Source organism: Salinivibrio costicola subsp. alcaliphilus (genome assembly GCF_001996185.1).
Lineage (GTDB): Bacteria > Pseudomonadota > Gammaproteobacteria > Enterobacterales > Vibrionaceae > Salinivibrio > Salinivibrio costicola.
Genome location: NZ_MUFR01000032.1, coordinates 1 through 20,083, shown reverse-complemented (window position 1 = coordinate 20,083; position 20,083 = coordinate 1). Strand labels below are relative to the sequence as shown.

The window sequence follows — 20,083 nt, the reverse complement described above, 5'->3', positions numbered from 1 at the left end:
AGTGCGCCAACTTCTATCCAATTGTAATTATTGACATTCAGAAACCCCACGGTAGTATCAACCCTAACAATTAGGGTAGTTTTTACCAATATAGTGGATTTAACTATGCTACAAGAAAGTGTTTTAGCCGATTTGTTAACAGAGCAACCTACAGCTGTACGATTGCAGAATCTCGTCAGTACGTTGCGACGTCATTTTAACTGTGGCGCAGTCGCACTATTGAAACTCGAGAACGAAGTACTACAACCTATTGCCGTCAAGGGACTCGTGCGCGAAGCTTTGGGCCGTCGCTTTGTGTTAGCGCAGCATCCACGTTTGGCGGTCCTAATATCGTCACGTTCAGCCGTTCGTTTCGAACATGACTCAGCTCTTCCTGATCCGTACGATGGTTTAATGGCTAACCAACCAGGCGAGGCATTACCCGTGCATGACTGCATGGGCATTAGTTTGTATTTGGAGAGCAAATGCTGGGGCGTGCTAACACTTGACGCATTAGAGCCCGGCACATTCACTGATGATTCCATTATTGAATTACAAAAATTTAGCTTATTTGTAGAAACTGCTATTCGCATTGGTCAGTTAGAGCAGAACGTCCGTGCACTGCGGCAAGGGCAAAAGCAATCAGTCGAACACAGCAGTACCACCGACGCCAATGAGTCAGAAATTATTGGTGAAAGCAAAGCCATTCATGCGGTCTTAAAAGAGCTTCGGATCGTAGCCGGTGCCGATTTGCCCGTATTGCTACTGGGCGAAACCGGGGTCGGTAAAGAACTATTCGCGCGGGAATTACACCGACTGTCGCAACGCAGCGGCAAGCCATTGATATACGTAAACTGTGCCGCATTACCCGAGTCCTTAGCGGAAAGTGAACTCTTTGGTCACGTAAAAGGCGCTTTCTCGGGCGCAAGCAGTGATCGATCCGGGCGTTTCGACGCGGCTAATGGTGGCACCCTGTTTTTAGATGAAGTTGGCGAGTTACCGCTTTCCATACAAGCCAAACTACTACGCGTACTGCAAAACGGTGAAATTCAACGCCTCGGCTCAGACAAATACCGCAAAGTGGATGTACGCATTATTGCCGCGACCAATCGAAACCTTAAACAGCAAGTCAGTAACGAAACCTTCCGTGCCGACTTGTACCATCGCCTGTCCGTGTATCCACTGCCGATACCACCACTACGTGAACGTGATGACGATGTTTCCATTCTGGCCGGTCATTTTTTGGAGCTGAACCGGGCTCGGCTAGGCTTACGCGCCATTCGCTTGTCGCCCGAAGCTGAGTTGGCAATTCAACAGTATCAGTGGCCAGGTAACGTTCGCGAACTGGAGCATGTCATTAGTCGGGCCGCTATTAAACTATTGAGCCATGGCATCGACAAAAATGACATTGCCAGCATTGAGCCTGAAGTGCTCGACTTAGACGTGCGATTGCCTTCGGTGACAGACTCGGGCACTCAAAGCAATGACGCGAACTTACCGATCCAGAGTTTGTCGATGAAAGAAGCGGTACAATATACACAGCGTAAAATGATAGAAGCGGCACTTAAGCGTAACGATGACAGTTGGAGTAGAGCTGCTAAAGAGCTCAAGCTCGACTCCAGTAATTTACATAAAATGGCCGCCCGATTAGGAATGAAGTAATGACCCGAGCGCTTTTAATGAAAATACTATGGCGCTCTTTGGCTGCTTTCTTTGTTTTACTGGGGCTTATTGGTATCGCTTTGCCCGTTATACCCACCGTACCTTTTCTTATTGCCGCGTTATGGGCAGCCAGCAAAGGCTGGCCCCGCTTAGAAACCTGGTTGGTCAACCATCCACAGTACGGACCTGATATTCGAGCCTGGCGCGATAACCGTGTGGTAAAGCGCCGTTCTAAAGTCATTGCACTGGTGATGATGGTCAGTGGTTGCGCCATTTTATGGTTATTCGTGCCACAAGTGCCGGTTTGGCTAAAGATAATTGTCGGCGTGGTATTGGTCACTGTGGGTGCTTGGTTAGCCAGTCGCCCTGAGTCCGTACCTGCACCGTCAGAGAAGTCGTTATGAATAAAACCCTGCCCACTGAGCTGACATTGGTCGATGACGATACTATTGACCGCCACAACCTTCAGCGTCAGGTACGATTTTCAGAGCACTGGATAGGTGAACTAAAAGTCGAAGCGACTAAGCATAGCTTAATAGCGAAAAACGCATTCAAACGATTAATACGCGAGTTGAGGAAGGCACGCTGGAGCTATTAGTCAGCGCTGAAACCCTGGTTGTCGATTACTGCGATAATTTGGAAACACGCAACGCTGTGAATAAAACCTGTCTGCTACACAAAACGCCCTTGGTATAACAAGTAACCAGTTTTTCAATGCAAAATGAGAGCGCGTGTTATGGGTGCTTAAGTCAGTTTTTTGGCGAGCAGCAACCGAAGCCGGAGTGTTGTCGCCGCTAATGGGGGTTATTGGCACGATCCAAGCCGTAGAGCCATAAAAATAGCGGCCAACATAGATCAGCCGCTTTATTCATCATTGTTACTCTTTGACGTATTGCACAGCGAATAGCAGCGGATGAATCGACTAAAACACCCTAACTGCTCTCATTGCTCCAACGCTTAGCCCGGGTTACCGTCCGCTCTCGGCGTGATCAATACTTTGAAGTAAACGACCACGTAAATGCTGTACGCAATAGCCCAGGCTAACGTGCTCAGCATTAACCACTGGCTAGTCAGCTCTGGCATAAACCAAATAAGGAATACGCGAGTCACTGCCGCAATAGCTACCAATAAAAATGCGCCCCACATAATAGGTTTAGCCTGAAGCGGGCGCCCGCTATGCCCTAACGACACCCGAGCTATCATGCTTAAAATCATGTTACCCATAGCGCCAGCGGTCAGTGCGTGCATGGCTACACTCTGAGTAATTTCAATACCGGCATAGCGAAGTGCAAATAACGCTAAACCGATGGGAATGAACCAGTAAGCAATATGCAGCGACCACAACAGCGGCACCCGCCAGGTTATCCAAATTTTCCAACGCACAACACGGACGGCTGTTGTGATGGCACAAAAAGCGAACAACACAACCATAACCTGACTAGGCAACCGCATATGCAGGTTAAAAAAGTGCACCGCGAATATTAGCCATAAGCTGCCCAGCGCCATTTTATCCAGCCAGGGCAATGCCTGAACTTTCTTTGTCATGGTGCCGTTGGCCGTAAACATTGGCAGAACACGCCCGCCGATAATAGCCATTAGCAACGTCACTAGGAATACAGCGTTATAAGCTCCCAGTACTTGGATGTTGTAATGACCAAAATGTAACCCGTAGTGCATCAATAGATTACACACCGTTAATAACAGCAGAATGGGGACAAAAAACAGGTTTCTGGTTTGGTTAATTTTTAGCACCATTATGCCAAACAAGAATGCAGCAACAGGCAGAACACTGACGTCCACCGCCGCCACAAGCCACCACGGCAAGTTTTCACCAAACAACAATAATAATCGTGCCGCACTCCATAGCACCGTCACCACTAGCAAGGTATTACCATGCGGCGCGCGCAGTCCCGTCCAGTTCTGCACTGCAGTGAGCAAAAAGCCCAGCACAATGGCAACTACAAAACCGAAAATCATTTCATGGCTGTGCCAGAACATAATATTTCCGTACACCGGCAAGCTCACCTTCCCCGCCAGCGCAAAGCCCCAAAGCAGAATTGCCACAGCACTGAATAGTGCGCCTAGCAAGAACAGAGGACGAAATGCTTGTCTGAGTATCGGCGTTATGTGATCTTCTTTCTCTCGGTTTGTGATCTGCATCATAGTCACCTGAACACTTTAAAGAGGTATTTATAATATATGTTTTAAACGTAAAAAAATAGCGTTCTAACGCCGAAAATAAGTTAGTATCCTTAGTTGATTTGCCGGTTTATCGTGTTCGCGAAACCACCTCTAAAAGAATAGCTAACTGCTAAAAAACAATCTTTGCGCTTTGATTTTGCTATGCCTATTTTTGGGTAGCGTTAACTTTGCAAAGTGAATATAGATAACTGATAATAAAGCATTTTATCGAAACTCACAGTAAAGTTTAGGTATCTGACTTAAACGGATATAACTGGAGGTCTTCGATGCCCCCTATCAGCAACAGGTGGCCAACGCAATTACTCGCTGGTGTTATCAACACTGGCGTCTACACTCTGTTTTACGGTTTGAACCATCTTTCCAAGTATCGGCATTCAGGTTAAGGAATACTTTAATCTAATCGATACTCAATTTGGCTTGCGCATGGCAACCCAAGGCGAGCACATGAGTGTTCATTTATCAATCATCGCCGATATGTCTGCGGCTAAAACCTTCTCTAAAAAGCTGAGGTTGTTGATCTGGTGATACCAATCAACAACTCACACCGCATTCTTTTTGGCTCATACACCAGAAATCACTGTAGCTCTTATTTTTTAGGACGGAAGGGCTTAATCACCGTTTCGTTACATTCCAAATAAAGACCTTCCATCAAGTCAATACAATAAGGCACTGCCGGGAATACAGCATCTAAGCACTGACGAATGGCTTTTGGCTTACCAGGTAAGTTGATAATTAGCGATGAGCCGCGTAAACCCGCAGTTTGGCGAGAGAGAATGGCGGTTGGTACGTACTTTAACGATTCTTGTCGCATCAGCTCCCCAAAGCCCGGCATCATGCGGTCACAAACTGCCTCAGTTGCCTCGGGAGTGACATCGCGTTTAGCCGGGCCAGTACCACCGGTGGTCACCACCAGACAACAGCCTTCTTTGTCGACTAAGTCTTTTATGGTCTGTTCAATCAGCGATTGTTCATCTTCAATAACCCGATACACCGGCTGCCACGAAGACGTTAAGTAGTCTTTTAATGTCGCTTCAATGGCTGGACCTGAGACATCCTCATATTGCCCTCGACTGGCGCGGTCGCTGACCGTTACAATTCCAATACGTGCGATATCGTCTGACATAATTGTCCTTTTGTCTCTCAATTCCGTGTATTTATGCCGTCAGTAACCCGGCAAGCTGTAACCAATAGCCGTTACTTTCTTTGCTGCCCAATTTTACGGGATGATCGCCATCAACATTGTTACGGAAACGATCTAGCCAGTCAAAAGTGCCTTGTGGTTGCGGACTAATACGGACGATATCCACTAACCCCTGCATACTCGGAAGCTGGTTTATCAGGTTATAACGAGACCCCGATTGGGTTTGAATACCGTTAAGTATAAACACTTGCTGTCCTTCCTGGCTTTTCACTTCACGCCCTTCGGGGTACTTGATGCAGCACAGCTCACACTGATCTTTCGGGCGGTTTTCAGATCGCGCAGTAAAACAGCGACCCGACCAGGCAAGCGGCATATGCCCAAACGAGAATACCTCAACATCGAAGCAGTCACGCACGCTTTCAATGACCTTTTGCTGCAAAATATCCTGCAACCAGTCACGCGACAGCTCAAAAGGTGCTACCCAACGGTTCATGCCCATATCAATTAAACGACGCAGGCTTTGGTGATTGTAGATGTTAATGGCCGACCCAGCAGTGAAGTTCAGTCCTTGCTCCTGTAACAGACTAATAGCGCTGACATCGTTGGCTTCGACCTCAAATTCGCCGTTGTCACAATATTTACCCAGCTCCCGCAACTCGGCCGGGGCTTCCAGCAACGTCATAGTTGATAGCGTCACTTTCTTACCGGCTTCCCTGAGCATGTGTGCAATTTCAAGGTAATCGTCAAGCTTAAGCTCGCGGCGTTTACTACACACGGTTTCACCCAAATACACATGCTCGACGTTAGAGTCAGCGGCTTCGCGGTAAAAATCCATGACTTGTTTTTTTGGCCAAAAGTAAAGAATCGGCCCTAGAGAAAATTTCATATCATTACTTCCATTTCCGATGATACGCACCGAGCGTGGTTTGACTACCCTCTGAGAGCGATGCAAGAACCGAGTTCCAGTTGTCAACAACCTCAAAACCATCAGGGTCGGCCATTACGGCATCAATAGCCTGGCGCCAGACTCGGGTAATTTGTGAGACATAGGCAGGACTGCGCTGACGGCCTTCTATTTTGAGTGAGGTAATGCCCTCTTTGTGTAACTGCGGTAGTAGGCTCAAGGTGTTCAAACTCGTGGGCTCTTCCAGAACATTATAGACCTCGTCGTCGACGGAGAAGCGTCCTTTACAGAGCGTCGGATAGCCCGCTTTTTCGTTTTCAGCAAAACGGTCTATCAGCACGCCGTTTAACCGTGACTCCAGTTTGTTGTCTTGCTCGTCCCACTCAACAAAAGCAGCAGGCGAGCAGGCACCCGCGGTATTGGGCGACTCGCCGGTCAGGTATGAGCTTAGGTAGCAGCGCCCTTCCGCCATAATGCACAAACTTCCGAACGCAAAAACTTCGAGTTCAACGTTCGTTGTTCGCGCAAGTGCACGGACTTGTTGCATCGATAGTACACGAGGCAGTACCACTCGTTTCACACCGTATTGTTGATAAAAACGAATTGCCCCGGCATTGGTCGCCGACGCCTGCACCGATAAGTGCGTTTCTACTTTCGGGTAGCGTTCGGCGGCATAAGCCAACACAGCCAGATCGGCAATAATCAGTACGTCTGCGCCAGCCAGAACGGCATCATCGACCGCCTGGCGCCACTTCTCCCAGCTGTTGGCATGCGCGAACGTGTTGATAGCAACATGCAGCTTTTTACCGTGTCGATGCACATAATCAGCCGCTTCTGACAGCTTCAGTTGGTCCAAATTAAGGCCCACAAAGTTTCTCGCGTTGGTTTCATCTTTCAAACCAACGTAAACCGCATCGGCACCATTTTCGATAGCCGCTTTTAATGCCGGAATACTTCCAGCCGGACAAAGCAATTCCATTCAAACCTCTATTTAGTTGTTTTGTGGTGCGCAATTTGTTTATTCATTATAGTATTGATAACATCTTTTTTGTTATTTCACGAGGAGCGAATTATGAGTACCAACAAATGGGTAGATGCCATACCTAAAATAATCCAGCCAATTAAAAACTCAATCCCAGATCCAATTGTAAACTTCAGCATAGAAAAGGTTTTAAACCAGTTATTTAAAGAGGAGAAAATAAAAGGAGAGCTTGGTTTTATCGCTGAAAGAATCATTGAGATTCATGTCAAAGACATTGATTTTTCTATGTTTTTTACTCTTAAAAACGAAGAAATAAAATCACTCAGAGGGCCTCAGGAACCTGACGTAACGCTATCAGCAACCGGTGATGCGCTTATTTTATTGATCTACAACAAGGTTGACCCTGATACGTTATTTTTCAATCGAAAATTAATGGTAAAAGGAAATACCGAATTAGGGTTACATCTCAAAAATTTTTTAGACACTATCGAGGTACACCAAAAGCTACCAAAGGTTATTTATTTAATCGGTGATCGTTTTAGTGATTTTATTTACAAAGAGAAAAGTGAAACAATACCTCTCAATTAGTTAAGCTATTTTGAAGCACGTCAATAGGTAGTTATGAGCACAATCATTTGGGATAAGAAGTTAATCGAAAAATACAATATTAACGGCCCCAGATACACATCATATCCGACGGCATTAATGTTGTCTGAACAGTTTTCTCAAGATCGCATCGCCAATGCACTGAAGACGACCGGCGATGAACTGTGCTTATATCTACACTTACCATTTTGTCATAAACTCTGCTATTACTGTGGCTGTAACAAGATTATTACCCGCCACCAGCATAAAGCAGACAAATACTTAGACTACCTCGCACAAGAAATGGCGATGTATCAGCCATTAGTTAAAAACAAGAAAATTCGTCAAATTCACTTAGGCGGGGGAACGCCTACCTTTTTGACCGAGAAACAACTGACACGACTGATGAACTCGATTCATCAACATTTTACCTTTGCCGAAAACCCAGAGGTGAGCATTGAAATAGATCCGCGCAGTTGCAGCGATGAGAAACTGTATCATCTGCGTGATCTTGGATTTAACCGTGTCAGTTATGGCGTACAGGACTTTGATAAGAAAGTACAAATTGCCATTAACCGCGTGCAGGATGTCGATCTTATTGCACATCAGTTAAAACTCAGCAAAGAACTGGGCTTTGACTCAATTAACCTCGACTTAATTTATGGCCTGCCGTACCAGCGCCCGGAAACCTTTAAGAAGTCGATAGAGCAGGTCATTGAAATGAGCCCCGATCGTATTTCCGTATTTAGCTACGCGCATTTACCACAGCGCTTCGCTGGGCAGAAGAAAATATCGGAAGAGTCCATTCCACAGCCGTCAGTTAAGTTAAGCTTGCTCGAACAAGCCATTACTCAGCTCAACGACGCGGGCTATCAGTTTATTGGCATGGATCACTTTGCTAAAAAAGACGACGGCTTAGCCATTGCCCAACGCGAAGGTCGCTTACAGCGTAACTTCCAGGGTTACACCACAGACGGTCAGGACGCATTACTAGGCTTGGGCGTGTCCTCTATTAGCCAGGTTAACGGTGTGCTATGGCAGCATGAAAAAGAGCTACCAGCTTACTACAAAATAATAGATGACGGACAAAAGCCCATTGTTAAAGGCATGGCATTGAACGACGAAGACAAAGTGCGGGCAGCACTTATTTCACAAGTCATATGCCACTTTGAGATCGATATAGAAATTTTTAAAGCCGAGTGGAATATCGACGATTTCTGGGCACACTTTGCTGAAGCCATACCGCTATTGAAACCGTTTATTGAAGACGGCTTGGTCGACGTATCCGACAAAAAACTCCGCGTCACAGAAATAGGCCGCCTCTGGGTACGCAGCATTTGTGCCTGTTTCGATGAGTACCTAAATCACGGTCAAAATCGCTACTCCAAAGTGGTTTAATATGAAAAGGCCAGATTGCCTTGTACGATTAATCAGGAGATTGTATGAAAAATTGTCATTGGGAGCCTTCCGAACAGCAGGATCAAATTGCGTCACTTGATGAGCTTAGGCAAAAGTGTCTTGTTGCCCAAAGCGAGATGTTAGGTCATGCGGTACTAACGCATAGCGATGTCCGCTCGGTTATCGAAGATCATGAAACGTTCAGCAATGCAGCAGGCTCCCACTTGTCGGTTCCAAACGGCATGGATCCACCGGAGCATGGTATTTTTCGAGAAGTGATTGAGCCGTACTTTAAGGCTGATCGCTTACCGAATTTTGAGTCGACTTGTCGGCAAATTGCTCAGAATATTGTTAGCAAAATGACACCGAATACGGCATTGGATGTGGTCAGTAAAATCGCAAAGCCTTTTGCATTACATATTCAGTGCGCCTTTCTCGGTTGGCCAGAATCGCTAACAGGAACACTAGACGAATGGCTTGAAGCCAACCAGCAGGCCATTGTGAATAACGATAGAGCAACGTTAAAGCAAAAGGCAGATGAGTTTGAAGCATTGATTCATGAACAGCTCGAGGTTCGCAGACAATCAGGCTCAGCCAAAGACGACAATACATGCCGCCTAATGCATGAAACAGTCACAGTGAATGGCGAAACGCGCCACCTTCACGAAGCGGAAATTGTCAGCATTTTACGCAACTGGACCGCTGGCGAAGTTGGCACCATTGCTGCAGCCATTAGCAGTATTTTCTACTTCTTCGCAGAAAATCCTCTTGTTGTAGAGCAAATACGCAACGGCAACTTAAGTACCGACGGTGCCATAGACGAAATACTCCGCATTGACCCTCCACTTATTTCAAACCGCCGTCGCGCAGTCAAAGACACAGAAATATCCGGCTGCCCTGTCAAAAAGGGCGAAAAAGTGACCGTGCTCTGGGCCTCGGCCAATCGTGATGAGTCTGTATTCGGCAAAGCCAATACATTTAACCCCGAACAAAACAAAGCTAAAAACCTACTCTACGGGCGTGGCATACATGTTTGCCCCGGCGCACCGCTAGCCAGAATGGAACTTCGTATATTCACTGAAGAATTACTAAAACACTTCGAGGCGTTCGAGGTAACCGGTGAACCTAAGCGAGCCAATTACCCGTCTGGCGGGTTCAATAATCTTATAATTAAAGTAACGGCTACCGAAGAGAAAAGCTCTACAGCAAATCAAAACTCAATACAGATAAAGCAGCAGCAAGAACAGATAAAGTAAATAACTGCCGCGACAGAAGAAATCTCTTCAACTTTGGAGCGGATATCCCGAAACACTCAACAAGTTGTATAAGTCTTAAAAAATGCCAATGTAGTGGCCCATTAACTACCCGATAGCATGGAGTCTATGAGTTAGGTTGGCATATAGACCATCACAGGCTCTCAGGAAATCAGGGAAGTTATCGAAGAGCAATATCGTCTTATCCGAGTTTTACAGGATCATGGCGACGAAGTCCACGTCCAAGAAATATTTGAACTACTATTAATCGGAGTAATTAAGACTGAGTGTGGGTGCAACGTGGCTGTGATTTGGAATGAAAAAAAACTTGAATTCGAAATTTTCCCATGGAGTCAGAATTTCGAGACCGGATTGGACGATATTGATAATCAACACCGTATGCTTGTCGATATCGTAAATCGCCTGGCCTCGCAATTCTCTTCGATAAATTCAGACGTGAACAGCGCTACAATACTGGACGAGCTTGAAGATTATGCCAAGTATCACTTTGAGTACGAGGAAAACGTTTGGAAAAAACATTTTGGTCAGTCAAAAGACACAAGAATCACCATGATGCTCACCAAACTTTTTTTCACAAAATCAGAAAGTTACGTCAAACCACTGAACGGCACGAAGCAGTGTTGGCAAATTTGTTTAACTTTATTACCCGTTGGCTAGTCTTCCACATATTGGAATCGGATCGCCGCCTAGCATTAACAATTCAGGCGATGGACGATGGCATGGATCTCTACGCCGCAAAAACGTATGCAGATATGCAATTAAATGGATCAGCATCAGTGCTTGTTTCCGCATTATTAGAGATTTACGGGAAGTTATCAGCCAACACTATTCAATTAATACGCGAAAAAACGGCCAGAAAGCAAGCCGAAGATGAATTGCATCAGTTACAACAGGATCAACTACTAAAAGCCTTAGACAAGCAAGCAGTTGATCATCAAAAACAATTAGAGTTCTTGGCGTATTCAGATTCTCTAACCGGCTTGTGGAACCGAAATGGTCTCGTTCGCTGTATTCGCGAGATGCGAGACACGATCAGATCAACAGACCAAGTTTCCATAATATCACTGAACCTAGACAATTTTAAAGAAACTAACAAACAGTTTGGAGAGGATGCAGGAGATCATGTGCTATGGGTTTTTTCACAACGCTGGCTCGATGTTTTGCCTCCAGGTGCTACCGTTGCCAGAATATCTGGTGATCAGTTCGCTGCTCTCCTGCCAAATGGGTACCAAGCGGAGCCTGTTTTGCAAGTTGTACAAGAAAACTGCAAGCATCCGGTTGTTTTTAATGATAAAACAATATCAATCCGTTTTACAGCGGGGATTTTCCTTTTCTCTGCAAATGAATTTAAAGATGGATCTGATGTAGACGCACTCCTGAGGTTCGCAGATCAAACGCTTTTTAACGCTAAACAGGAAGCGAAGGGTAGCTGGCTGTTAATGGATGCAAACCAGAAAAAAGCTCATCAATCACGCCAACGGTTACTCACGGAAATCCGTGAAGCTCTGAAGGTAAAACAATTTCAGTTGGTCTATCAACCGAAAGTAAACCTAAGAACAGGTTCCGTTCTAGGCGTTGAGGCGCTCATCCGTTGGAAGCATCCAGAAAAAGGATTGTTATCTCCAGCGTATTTTCTATCAGAAATCGAAAATCATCCCCTTATTGTGGACATTGGTAGATGGGTTATTGAAGAATCGCTGCAGCAGATGCACAAGTGGGATCAAAAGGGGTTGAACCTAACTATGAGTGTTAATGTGGCTGCTCTTCATCTTCAATCTCCAGCCTTCTCAGACGAACTTCAGCAATCGTTCGATCGTTTTCCGGAAGTCGATCCGTCGCGATTTGATCTTGAAATACTAGAGACCGCCACGTTGGGCGATCTTCAATCCTCGGTGTTGGTGATTAACGAATGTCGGAGCATGGGAGTAACGTTCTCTCTTGACGACTTTGGTACGGGCTACTCATCTTTGGCTTATTTAAAACAATTACCTGTTCAGACAATAAAAATTGACAAAGAGTTTGTGAGCGGTGCTGATGAAAGAAGGGAAAATATATCGATTCTAGAAGGCATAATTGCATTGGCAGAAGCATTTGATAAAAAGGTTATCGCTGAAGGTGTAGAAACAATTGAACAAGGTGAGCTTCTGCTCGAACTCGGATGTTTTCACGCCCAGGGTTACGCTATGTCGCCACCTTTGCAGCCAGAAAGACTTCCGCAGTGGCTCGCCAGTTGGAAGCCATTCCTGCAATGGACTCAAGGACACAAAAAATAAGTGAGCTATTGGCAAAGATGGTGTATCGAGATCATGCACTAGCCTATTGCGCAGTCTCCATTTATTTCACGCCATCGATTAAACGAACATCCCTCACTACACCAGCCAGTCGCTTAAAACCTCGTCCTGGTCCCTGCGCGATCTCTGGTTAAGAAAGTAACTGTTTCACTTCTTCTCACAAACTTTCAGAAGGGAAAGCTAACATAGTGTCATAAATGCAAAGAAGGAGTTTAACTCCCTCTTTATTTACAGATGGACGTGTCAACTTAACTTGCCTTACGCAGCCCTATATTAGCCTGTGCCGCACAGTTGATTGTCTGCGTCGCCTCGTCGCGATGGTAATGACGAGCTGTGTGCTCTTTACGACGCCCAGCGCTGAACGCAGAAACACGCTTAAGGTAACCAATAACTCGAGTGCCGTAATCAATGTTATTGGAGTGGCAGCTTGAGCATTCACTTAATGTGCGTTTATCGATGTGTTCACACTCGTTACAAATAGTGATTTTGACGTTAATGCAGAAGTAGTTACAGCCGGTTTTCGCAGCGATATTCAGCAACGACAAGTAACCCGTGGTGTTCAGTTTTTCATCGAGGTTTAGGTGTAGTGCGGAGCCGCCGTCTAAATACTCCACCAGTTCTTTACCGTGCATAACGAATTTATCTAAGGCATTGGTTTCATCGTCCTCAACGACATAGAAGTACGAGTTGTAGCACTCGCGCGATACTTTATAACCGTCGGCTTTGTCCCATTTTGCATTCTTAACACCTAAGTTTTCTGCAGGCACAAACTCGGTATTAAACATATAACCGTATTCCGCTTTGGCGGCTTTATTGGCGTCATAAATAACCTTCAGGTGACGTTTGACAAAGCTCTTATACTCTGGGTTATTGCTTGCTCTAATGCCTTGAGATTCCGCGGCTTCGACCATGCCGTTAATGCCAATGGTCAGGAATTGTTTGTCCAGACTAATAAAACCAGCGTCATAGACTGTCAGCATACCCACTTCTTTGTACTCCTCCATCAGCTTGCGGTAAGCCACTTGATACTTATGAATTTTGCTAATTTCCTCTTCTAAGTCACGACCGTCCTGCACTAGACGGTTCATATTAATGGTAATGACATTGATAGAGCCTGTCGCAACACCGCCGGCCCCCAGGGTGTAAGAGAAGGTATTGTCGCTAATTTCCGAGCGCAGACGGCAACAGGACGCAAGTGAGTCGGCATTGTCTGACAAATACACAAAGAACGAATTACCGTTGGCCAATTCAGCCGCCATTTTTTTCGCGAAGACCTGATCTTTACAAGCGCCGTCTTCCGTTAACATGGCAACGGTCACAACTGGGAAGGTCAAAATAGACTTTTCACGCTCTTTATTGAACCAGTCTAAGAAGAAGTCCTGCAAAGCACTGACGGTTTCCCACTTAGGTTTACTAAAGTCTCTCGGAAATACGAAGTCGCCAAACATGCTATCGAAATAGTGCTTGTCGTACACAGAAATGTTCCAGAACACACTTTGATAACCGCGTGCAGCCGCAGGTTGATTAATCGCATACACAACGTGCTGTAAGTGATTTTCGATTTGCTTGCGGTGCGTGTTTAAGTAGTCATCACCGTAGTCTTTACGCGCGAAATAGTCGAAGTAAGTTAAGAACTCAACGGTTGCCACAGCGCCAGCGTATTGCGAGCTAACCGCAAAAACAAAATTCACAAAGGAGCCACAAAACGACTCTAAATGTTTAGGCGCCAGCGACTCACCACCGAGTTTCGTCAAGCCGTCCATTAAAAACGGATACATAGTCACTGACACGCAATATGGCTTCAGACTGGTCTCATCGTGCACGTAAATTTCATGATTTTCTATTTGACGTACGTATTCTTTCGCTAAGTTGTCGTCGAACAACGCCGCAATTTTGTTACTAACCTGCTTGCGGTTAACCTGTACGAAGAAGTCTTTCATCAGCTCAGCTTCTAAGGTCGCGATATTTTTCTGAGTAACGTTCGCGTTGGCGTCCATTTTCGAACCGTCCGCCGCATTCTGTGCGTTCAGGTAATCCGCAATAAAGTCTACTTTTTCTGAAACCTGGTCGTCGTTTAAACGCAACATAATTATTCTCCTGTCAGAAACTTGCAGTTCAGTAGCTGCTTTGTTCTTAAATCATAAAATTTTTGGTTGGTATGGGGGCTGTCTAAACCGCCCTTTTCGGCTATCCATGGCCCGGTTTTTAAGTACGTCAACTGCTCCCTGATGCGCAAAGAGACATCCTCGTAACCTGTATAAAGGCAGGTTTCCAGCCCTTCTGCGCGAACTCGTTTTAAGTGTTTTATCAGCGCTTCTGGTTGCCATTCACCGCCCAGAAACAACACGCACGTAATGAGCCCTGTGTACATAGTTAAGCGCTCCTGTAAGTAGTCTTCGGTCAACGCTAAACCGCGGCGTTGTTGATCAAATCATTCATCTAACGCACTGATCCCAATGGGATTACTCCCATCAGTCAACTCGGTAACTAACAGGCATACCAAGTCTTATGACTTTGTTCATCGCTTTCACGTTGACCAATGCTTCGCCAACTTGTGCATTGTAATCACGCAGTGTCAGTTGTGGACTGAGTAATTTTTTGTATCGATACATCCCAGTTTCTGACAGAGAGCGTTGGTGATAACCCTCTTCTTGTTTCCAGTCTTCCAAGTCACCGGATTTCAATGCGCTGACCGCTGCATTGCGAGGATGGCCGTCCTCCCAGTAACCCGCATTGCTGCGCGGTGGAATGGTCGGTTTGATGCCTTTTCTCCTGAGCACTTGATGGCATGCCTTGGTATCATAAGCGCCGTCAGCACTGACTTGGGCGATTTTTCGGCGTAATGGGTTGAGCAGCGTCGGTAGAGCTTCATTGTCGCCGACAGACGCTAAGCTAACGACGGCAGAAATCACTTCATGTGTACTGTCGTCAATCGCGAGATGCAGCTTTCGCCAAACACGGCGTTTTTCCTTGCCATGCTTGCGCATTTTCCACTCTCCCTCGCCGAACACTTTTAAACCGGTGGCATCAATGACGACGTGAGCAACGGGCCCACGACTGGGTAATCGGTAGTTAACCTCAACCGTCTTTGCTCGTTTGCTGATACAACTGTATGACGGCGATTTTAGCGGTACGTCCATCAGACCAAATATCGAGTCGAGAAAGCCTTGCAGGGCGCGTAAAGGAAGCTTGAAAATGCCTTTTATCATTAGGGCCATTTCAATGGCACCATCGGTAAACGTAAAGCCTCTGCCTCGTTTGCCATGATGCTCTTTGCAGTGCCAAGTCTGGATAGCGGCGTCATCAACCCAAAAGGTAATCGAACCACGGTTAATCAATGCTTGATTGTATTGCTTCCAGTTGCTGATTTTGTACTTGGCTTTGCTCATCATCTGAGACCTGTTTTGAGGCTTTGATGATCTGATCGCAGCTAGAGTGATAAGTTCAATGATTTAGGAAACAACGCCCTAAACCGCTGCCGACTGGCCAACTGTCCACACTATGACAACCTTTACACCCGACCGGGCATCCGGTGATGGTGTAAGCTAATGCCACTTCACCCGGCACTTCCTGCCAAACAATCTGTTCAGAGCTGTAATGTAGCTGTTGCGGATAGCCTGCCATAAAAAACCATATCTAGAGATCAAATTCAAATATAGCACTACATATTGTGCCTTGATAGCATAGATGACATAAAACGCTGTGCATTGATCAACTTCAAAAAACACGTTAAACACCTCTGGTGCAGGGTATAAAATACCTTTTAAGTTTTTTTTACCAATAAGGTTAAAAAAACCCTTTACTTTTGAGTCATAAAAACCATAAGGGATAATTTCACAATAAAATCAAATGATTAAATATTGGCACTGAATTTGCTTTGATCATAAAAACAATGATATCAACATCAATATTCATTCTTATCTGAGGGAGTAACAACCCATGATGTGGTTCAGTGGTATCAAGGGGGTCAACAATGGCTGGGTATCGTAAGCTTTGGTGGACACTAATCGGTGTTCTTGCAATTACTTTTAGTGTTTTAGGGTATTTTGGAACGGAAGTTTACCGGGAGGCACCGCCTATTCCGGATAAGTTCATGAGTACCGACGGTAATGTCATTGCAACCGAAGAGTCGGTTCTTGACGGACAAACCGCGTGGCAGTCTGTGGGCGGTATGCAGTTAGGCTCTATTTGGGGTCATGGTGCGTATCAAGCGCCTGACTGGACAGCCGACTGGCTGCACCGTGAACTGCTGGCCTGGTTAGACATTCGGGCACAGGAAGTTTTCGGCAAGTCGTATGACGAGCTGGACGGTGTTCAACAAAACCAGCTCGAATATGAACTGAAAGAAGAGTACCGCACTAATACGTACGACAAGTCGTCTAATACGGTTATTTTAAGCGAACGTCGTATTCAGGCTATTGAACAAACTGGTGAGTACTACTCGAAGCTATTCAGTGACGACCCTGAGTTGCGCCCTACCCGCATCAGCTACGCCATGAAGGAAAACACACTGCCTTCAGCTGAGCGCCGTGCGCAAATGAATGACTTCTTCTTCTGGACCGCATGGGCAGCTGCTACTGAGCGTCCTGATGCCGAAATCACTTATACCAACAACTGGCCACACGAAACACTGATAGACAACGTGCCTAGCGCAGAAAACATCATTTGGTCTATTGTCAGTGTCATTCTCTTAATTGCCGGTATTGGCTTCCTAATTTGGGCGTGGGCATTCTTACGCGACAAAGAGGAAGAAGAGCTGGTTGCGCCAGAGCATGACCCTATCTCGAAGGTTAAGCTAACTCCATCACAGAAAGCCTTGGGCAAATATCTGTTTATTGTGGTTGCGCTGTTCGCGTTCCAGGTACTTCTGGGTGGTTTAACGGCTCACTATACTGTTGAAGGGCAAGAGTTCTACGGCATTAATATCTCTGAGTGGTTCCCCTACTCACTGACTCGTACCTGGCACATTCAGGCCGCCATGTTCTGGATTGCTACCGGGTTCTTAGCCGCAGGTTTATTCCTGGCGCCGATTATTAACGGCGGCAAAGATCCTAAGTACCAAAAACTTGGCGTAGACGTCTTGTTCTGGGCGCTGGTGCTGGTCGTCGCAGGTACCTTTATCGGTAACTGGTTAGCCATTGCGCAAATCATGCCTGAACACTTGAACTTCTGGTTAGGTCACCAGGGCTATGAGTACGTCGACTTAGGTCGCTTATGGCAAATTGGTAAGTTCCTCGGCATCGTCTTCTGGCTTGTGCTAATGATGCGCTGTGTTGTTGGCGCCTTCAAAGAGAAAGGTGACAAGAACTTACTGGCATTATTCACCGCCTCAGTCGTTGCCATTGGCCTGTTCTACGGTGCCGGCTTCTTCTACGGCGAGCGCACTCACATTTCTATCATGGAATACTGGCGCTGGTGGATTGTTCACCTGTGGGTAGAAGGCTTCTTCGAAGTATTTGCTACTGCCTCTCTGGCGTTCATTTTCCACAGCATGGGCTTGGTCTCTCGCCGCATGGCAACCGTTGCTGCACTAGCGTCAGCATCATTGTTCATGCTTGGTGGTGTACCGGGTACCTTCCACCACTTGTACTTCTCAGGCACAACCACACCGGTTATGGCGGTGGGCGCTACTTTCTCAGCGCTAGAAGTGGTACCGCTAATTGTGCTGGGCTATGAAGCCTGGGAAAACTACAGCCTGCAAAAACGTGCAGACTGGATGCAACGCCTTAAATGGCCACTACTGTGCTTCGTAGCCGTTGCGTTCTGGAACATGTTGGGTGCCGGCGTATTAGGCTTCATGATCAACCCGCCTATCTCGCTGTACTATGTACAAGGTCTCAACACTACGCCTACTCACGCACACGCAGCACTGTTTGGTGTTTACGGATTCCTGGCATTGGGCTTTGTATTGCTGATACTGCGCTACATTCGCCCTAATCTGCAGTTCGACGAAAAGCTGATGAAAATGGCTTTCTGGACAATGAACATTGGCTTAGCGCTAATGCTCTTCACCAGCTTGCTGCCAGTCGGTTTCATTCAGTTCTACGCCGCTGCAACTGAAGGTTTATGGTACGCACGAAGCGAAGCCTTCATGCAACAACCACTGTTGCAGAACCTGCGTTGGTTCCGTACTGTCGGTGACATGGTCTTCATCGTGGGTGCATTCGCTATCACTTGGCAGGTCATTAAAGGTTTACGCCATAAATCTGCTTAGCTCTTAATAAACCAAGCTTGTACGATTTTATGTGGAGGCTTGGTTTTCCTTTTTGGAGATCCCATGCAGTTAATCGAAAAACTAGGATACGTCCGCAGCAATCAATGCTCGTCAACCCAGTCACAGTTACGACAACGTATTGAACAGCTCGAGTCAGAAAACAGCACCCTGTTAGGTCAACTTGAATCAGCTAATAAAACCATCTCCCAGCAGCAGAAAGAGCTCGCTGACTACCAGCAACGCTTGTCTTTCATTGAGAACTTCACAGAATCATTATCCGGTTACCAAAACACCTTTTCGCAACTCAGTAACTTGCTACAACGCGAACGGGAAACCATTCTCACTATTGACCAAAATAATCAGTCAGGTGAGTCCACTATGTCTGCAGTAGTAGGGGATTTGTCGTCGATTGTCGGTGATATTGAGTCAACTTCCGAGAGTATCGCAGCGTTAAAGGGCCATACTCAGGAAATTGAACAAACCAGTGGCGATGTCCGCGGTGTCGCTGAAACCACTAACTTGTTGAGTCTGAATGCCAATATCGAGGCTGCACGTGCCGGCGAGCATGGACGTGGTTTTACTGTGGTTGCTAACGAGGTTAGAGCGCTTTCTCAGCGCACCACCGAATTGACCGATCGCATTAACGACAAAGTGGGACAAATTGTACAAGGTGTTGATTCAAGTCACTCTTTGAGTGTTGAAGCCATGTACACCACACGTGAAAATATTGAGTCGACAAAGCAATATTTAGCGTCGTTGGCCGAAGAAAATACGCACATTAAGCAACTGGGCGGCAGTATTTCTAACAGTGCGTTACTGGCGCAAATTGAGCTAGCCAACATTGAAGAAATGCAATTGCGCATGGACGTATACCGTGTGTATTTGGGCACATTAAATGCGATTGACTGCAATGTTGTTGATTCTGACGAATGTGGCATTGGTCGATGGTATTACTCGGAATTATTTCGCGAGCGTTTTAAAGCGCATTCAAGTTATCAGGCCATTGAAGCGCCTCACGACCGAGTTCACGTCTGTGCACAAGCAGTTATCGACGCCATAAAAGAAGACGACCACGGCCTAGCTCAGCAAGAGCTTGAGAAAATGGAGCAATACAACCGCGAGGTGAGTCAGCATATTCGCACAATGTCGGAGAGTTTACTGGAGGATGTATGAGCCGCAAACCCGATACCAAAACCGCGATGTATCAGTTACTGGACGTTATTCGCGAATACACTCTCTTTGATTTTAAACAATAAGATTGGTAAGATTTTATTTTATTAGAATATTTCTTAGTGAATTATAGCCGTCCTACAATAGTTATTCTTGGCTAAGAACAGTTTCATGTCCAATATATATACCCGTGATCATTGAAGATGCTTGATTTTACGTAGAAACAGGATCATGATTCCTACCTATGAAAGTGACTTTAACCAAACAGCAGAAGCTTGAAC

The 20,083-nt window shown here is 46.0% G+C and carries 16 protein-coding genes and 2 pseudogenes; 10 read left to right on the top strand and 8 right to left on the bottom strand.

The annotated features are described in order from the left end of the window. The first annotated feature begins 105 nt into the window (after positions 1–105). The 3 genes and pseudogenes from norR (at position 106) to BZJ21_RS11290 (ending at position 2,337) form a co-directional block, all read left to right on the top strand. Entirely contained in the window at positions 106–1,641 is a 1,536-nt protein-coding gene (gene norR / locus BZJ21_RS11300; RefSeq protein WP_077669826.1) for a nitric oxide reductase transcriptional regulator NorR, read from the top strand. After that, positions 1,641–2,045, top strand: coding sequence for a YbaN family protein (locus BZJ21_RS11295; RefSeq protein WP_077669825.1), 405 nt, complete (start codon positions 1,641–1,643; stop codon positions 2,043–2,045). Before norR ends, BZJ21_RS11295 begins: the two co-directional genes overlap by 1 nt. Next, positions 2,042–2,337 (top strand): annotated as a pseudogene (locus BZJ21_RS11290) (HesA/MoeB/ThiF family protein). Before BZJ21_RS11295 ends, BZJ21_RS11290 begins: the two are co-directional and overlap by 4 nt. A 261-nt stretch (positions 2,338–2,598) precedes the next feature. Here BZJ21_RS11290 and BZJ21_RS11285 read toward each other — a convergent pair. From BZJ21_RS11285 to ubiU, 4 genes are all read right to left on the bottom strand, one after another. Then, positions 2,599–3,804 (bottom strand): NnrS family protein, encoded by a 1,206-nt coding sequence (locus BZJ21_RS11285; RefSeq protein WP_236719555.1) that lies wholly within the window; start codon positions 3,802–3,804, stop codon positions 2,599–2,601. 625 nt (positions 3,805–4,429) lie between these two features. Next, on the bottom strand, positions 4,430–4,966 hold the full coding sequence (gene mog, locus BZJ21_RS11280) for a molybdopterin adenylyltransferase (protein ID WP_077669822.1): 537 nt from the start codon (positions 4,964–4,966) through the stop codon (positions 4,430–4,432). A gap of 31 nt (positions 4,967–4,997) precedes the next feature. After that, positions 4,998–5,870 (bottom strand): U32 family peptidase, encoded by an 873-nt coding sequence (locus BZJ21_RS11275; protein WP_077669821.1) that lies wholly within the window; start codon positions 5,868–5,870, stop codon positions 4,998–5,000. A 4-nt stretch (positions 5,871–5,874) separates the two neighbouring features. Next, the gene (gene ubiU, locus BZJ21_RS11270) at positions 5,875–6,867 is read right to left on the bottom strand and encodes a ubiquinone anaerobic biosynthesis protein UbiU (RefSeq protein ID WP_077669820.1); all 993 of its coding nucleotides are present in this window, start codon (positions 6,865–6,867) and stop codon (positions 5,875–5,877) included. A 93-nt stretch (positions 6,868–6,960) separates the two neighbouring features. On the opposite strand from ubiU, the gene ubiT reads away from it, so the two are divergent. The 5 genes and pseudogenes from ubiT to BZJ21_RS11250 all read left to right on the top strand — a co-directional run bounded on the left by ubiT (position 6,961) and on the right by BZJ21_RS11250 (position 12,400). Further along, on the top strand, positions 6,961–7,458 hold the full coding sequence (gene ubiT, locus BZJ21_RS11265; RefSeq protein ID WP_077669819.1) for a ubiquinone anaerobic biosynthesis accessory factor UbiT: 498 nt from the start codon (positions 6,961–6,963) through the stop codon (positions 7,456–7,458). Positions 7,459–7,491: 33 nt separating this feature from the next. After that, positions 7,492–8,853 (top strand): oxygen-independent coproporphyrinogen III oxidase, encoded by a 1,362-nt coding sequence (hemN, locus tag BZJ21_RS11260; RefSeq protein ID WP_021022547.1) that lies wholly within the window; start codon positions 7,492–7,494, stop codon positions 8,851–8,853. A 44-nt stretch (positions 8,854–8,897) separates the two neighbouring features. After that, complete coding sequence (locus tag BZJ21_RS11255) at positions 8,898–10,109, top strand: cytochrome P450 (RefSeq protein WP_077669818.1); 1,212 nt, start codon at positions 8,898–8,900, stop codon at positions 10,107–10,109. A gap of 396 nt (positions 10,110–10,505) precedes the next feature. Next, positions 10,506–10,586, top strand: a pseudogene (locus BZJ21_RS16870) (hypothetical protein); the annotation flags it as partial. Positions 10,587–10,633: 47 nt separating this feature from the next. Beyond that, positions 10,634–12,400, top strand: a complete 1,767-nt coding sequence (locus BZJ21_RS11250) for a putative bifunctional diguanylate cyclase/phosphodiesterase (protein WP_236719554.1) — start codon at positions 10,634–10,636, stop codon at positions 12,398–12,400. Between the two features lie 266 nt (positions 12,401–12,666). Here the strand turns inward: BZJ21_RS11250 and nrdD are convergent, their stop codons facing one another. From nrdD to BZJ21_RS11230, 4 genes are all read right to left on the bottom strand, one after another. Further along, on the bottom strand, positions 12,667–14,505 hold the full coding sequence (nrdD, locus tag BZJ21_RS11245) for an anaerobic ribonucleoside-triphosphate reductase (RefSeq protein WP_077661623.1): 1,839 nt from the start codon (positions 14,503–14,505) through the stop codon (positions 12,667–12,669). A 2-nt stretch (positions 14,506–14,507) separates the two neighbouring features. Next, entirely contained in the window at positions 14,508–14,789 is a 282-nt protein-coding gene (locus BZJ21_RS11240) for a hypothetical protein (protein ID WP_201788220.1), read from the bottom strand. Positions 14,790–14,889: 100 nt separating this feature from the next. Next, positions 14,890–15,807 (bottom strand): IS5 family transposase, encoded by a 918-nt coding sequence (locus BZJ21_RS11235; protein ID WP_077669817.1) that lies wholly within the window; start codon positions 15,805–15,807, stop codon positions 14,890–14,892. A gap of 55 nt (positions 15,808–15,862) precedes the next feature. Then, positions 15,863–16,042 carry a hypothetical protein gene (locus BZJ21_RS11230; RefSeq protein ID WP_201788219.1) on the bottom strand — a complete coding sequence of 60 codons (180 nt, stop codon included), beginning with the start codon at positions 16,040–16,042 and terminating at the stop codon, positions 15,863–15,865. Between the two features lie 349 nt (positions 16,043–16,391). Here BZJ21_RS11230 and BZJ21_RS11225 point away from each other — a divergent pair, with 349 nt between their 5' ends. Both BZJ21_RS11225 and BZJ21_RS11220 read left to right on the top strand, forming a co-directional pair. Next, on the top strand, positions 16,392–18,632 hold the full coding sequence (locus BZJ21_RS11225) for a nitric-oxide reductase large subunit (protein ID WP_077661622.1): 2,241 nt from the start codon (positions 16,392–16,394) through the stop codon (positions 18,630–18,632). A gap of 63 nt (positions 18,633–18,695) precedes the next feature. Then, entirely contained in the window at positions 18,696–19,805 is a 1,110-nt protein-coding gene (locus BZJ21_RS11220; protein WP_077669816.1) for a methyl-accepting chemotaxis protein, read from the top strand. Positions 19,806–20,083: the final 278 nt, after the last annotated feature.

Coding starts and splice junctions, on each gene's coding strand:
- norR (WP_077669826.1), top strand. CDS start 106: ATGCTACAAGAAAGTGTTTTAGCCGATTTGTTAACAGAGCAACCTACA.
- BZJ21_RS11295 (WP_077669825.1), top strand. CDS start 1,641: ATGACCCGAGCGCTTTTAATGAAAATACTATGGCGCTCTTTGGCTGCT.
- BZJ21_RS11285 (WP_236719555.1), bottom strand. CDS start 3,804: ATGATGCAGATCACAAACCGAGAGAAAGAAGATCACATAACGCCGATA.
- mog (WP_077669822.1), bottom strand. CDS start 4,966: ATGTCAGACGATATCGCACGTATTGGAATTGTAACGGTCAGCGACCGC.
- BZJ21_RS11275 (WP_077669821.1), bottom strand. CDS start 5,870: ATGAAATTTTCTCTAGGGCCGATTCTTTACTTTTGGCCAAAAAAACAA.
- ubiU (WP_077669820.1), bottom strand. CDS start 6,867: ATGGAATTGCTTTGTCCGGCTGGAAGTATTCCGGCATTAAAAGCGGCT.
- ubiT (WP_077669819.1), top strand. CDS start 6,961: ATGAGTACCAACAAATGGGTAGATGCCATACCTAAAATAATCCAGCCA.
- hemN (WP_021022547.1), top strand. CDS start 7,492: ATGAGCACAATCATTTGGGATAAGAAGTTAATCGAAAAATACAATATT.
- BZJ21_RS11255 (WP_077669818.1), top strand. CDS start 8,898: ATGAAAAATTGTCATTGGGAGCCTTCCGAACAGCAGGATCAAATTGCG.
- nrdD (WP_077661623.1), bottom strand. CDS start 14,505: ATGTTGCGTTTAAACGACGACCAGGTTTCAGAAAAAGTAGACTTTATT.
- BZJ21_RS11240 (WP_201788220.1), bottom strand. CDS start 14,789: ATGTACACAGGGCTCATTACGTGCGTGTTGTTTCTGGGCGGTGAATGG.
- BZJ21_RS11235 (WP_077669817.1), bottom strand. CDS start 15,807: ATGAGCAAAGCCAAGTACAAAATCAGCAACTGGAAGCAATACAATCAA.
- BZJ21_RS11230 (WP_201788219.1), bottom strand. CDS start 16,042: ATGGCAGGCTATCCGCAACAGCTACATTACAGCTCTGAACAGATTGTT.
- BZJ21_RS11225 (WP_077661622.1), top strand. CDS start 16,392: ATGGCTGGGTATCGTAAGCTTTGGTGGACACTAATCGGTGTTCTTGCA.
- BZJ21_RS11220 (WP_077669816.1), top strand. CDS start 18,696: ATGCAGTTAATCGAAAAACTAGGATACGTCCGCAGCAATCAATGCTCG.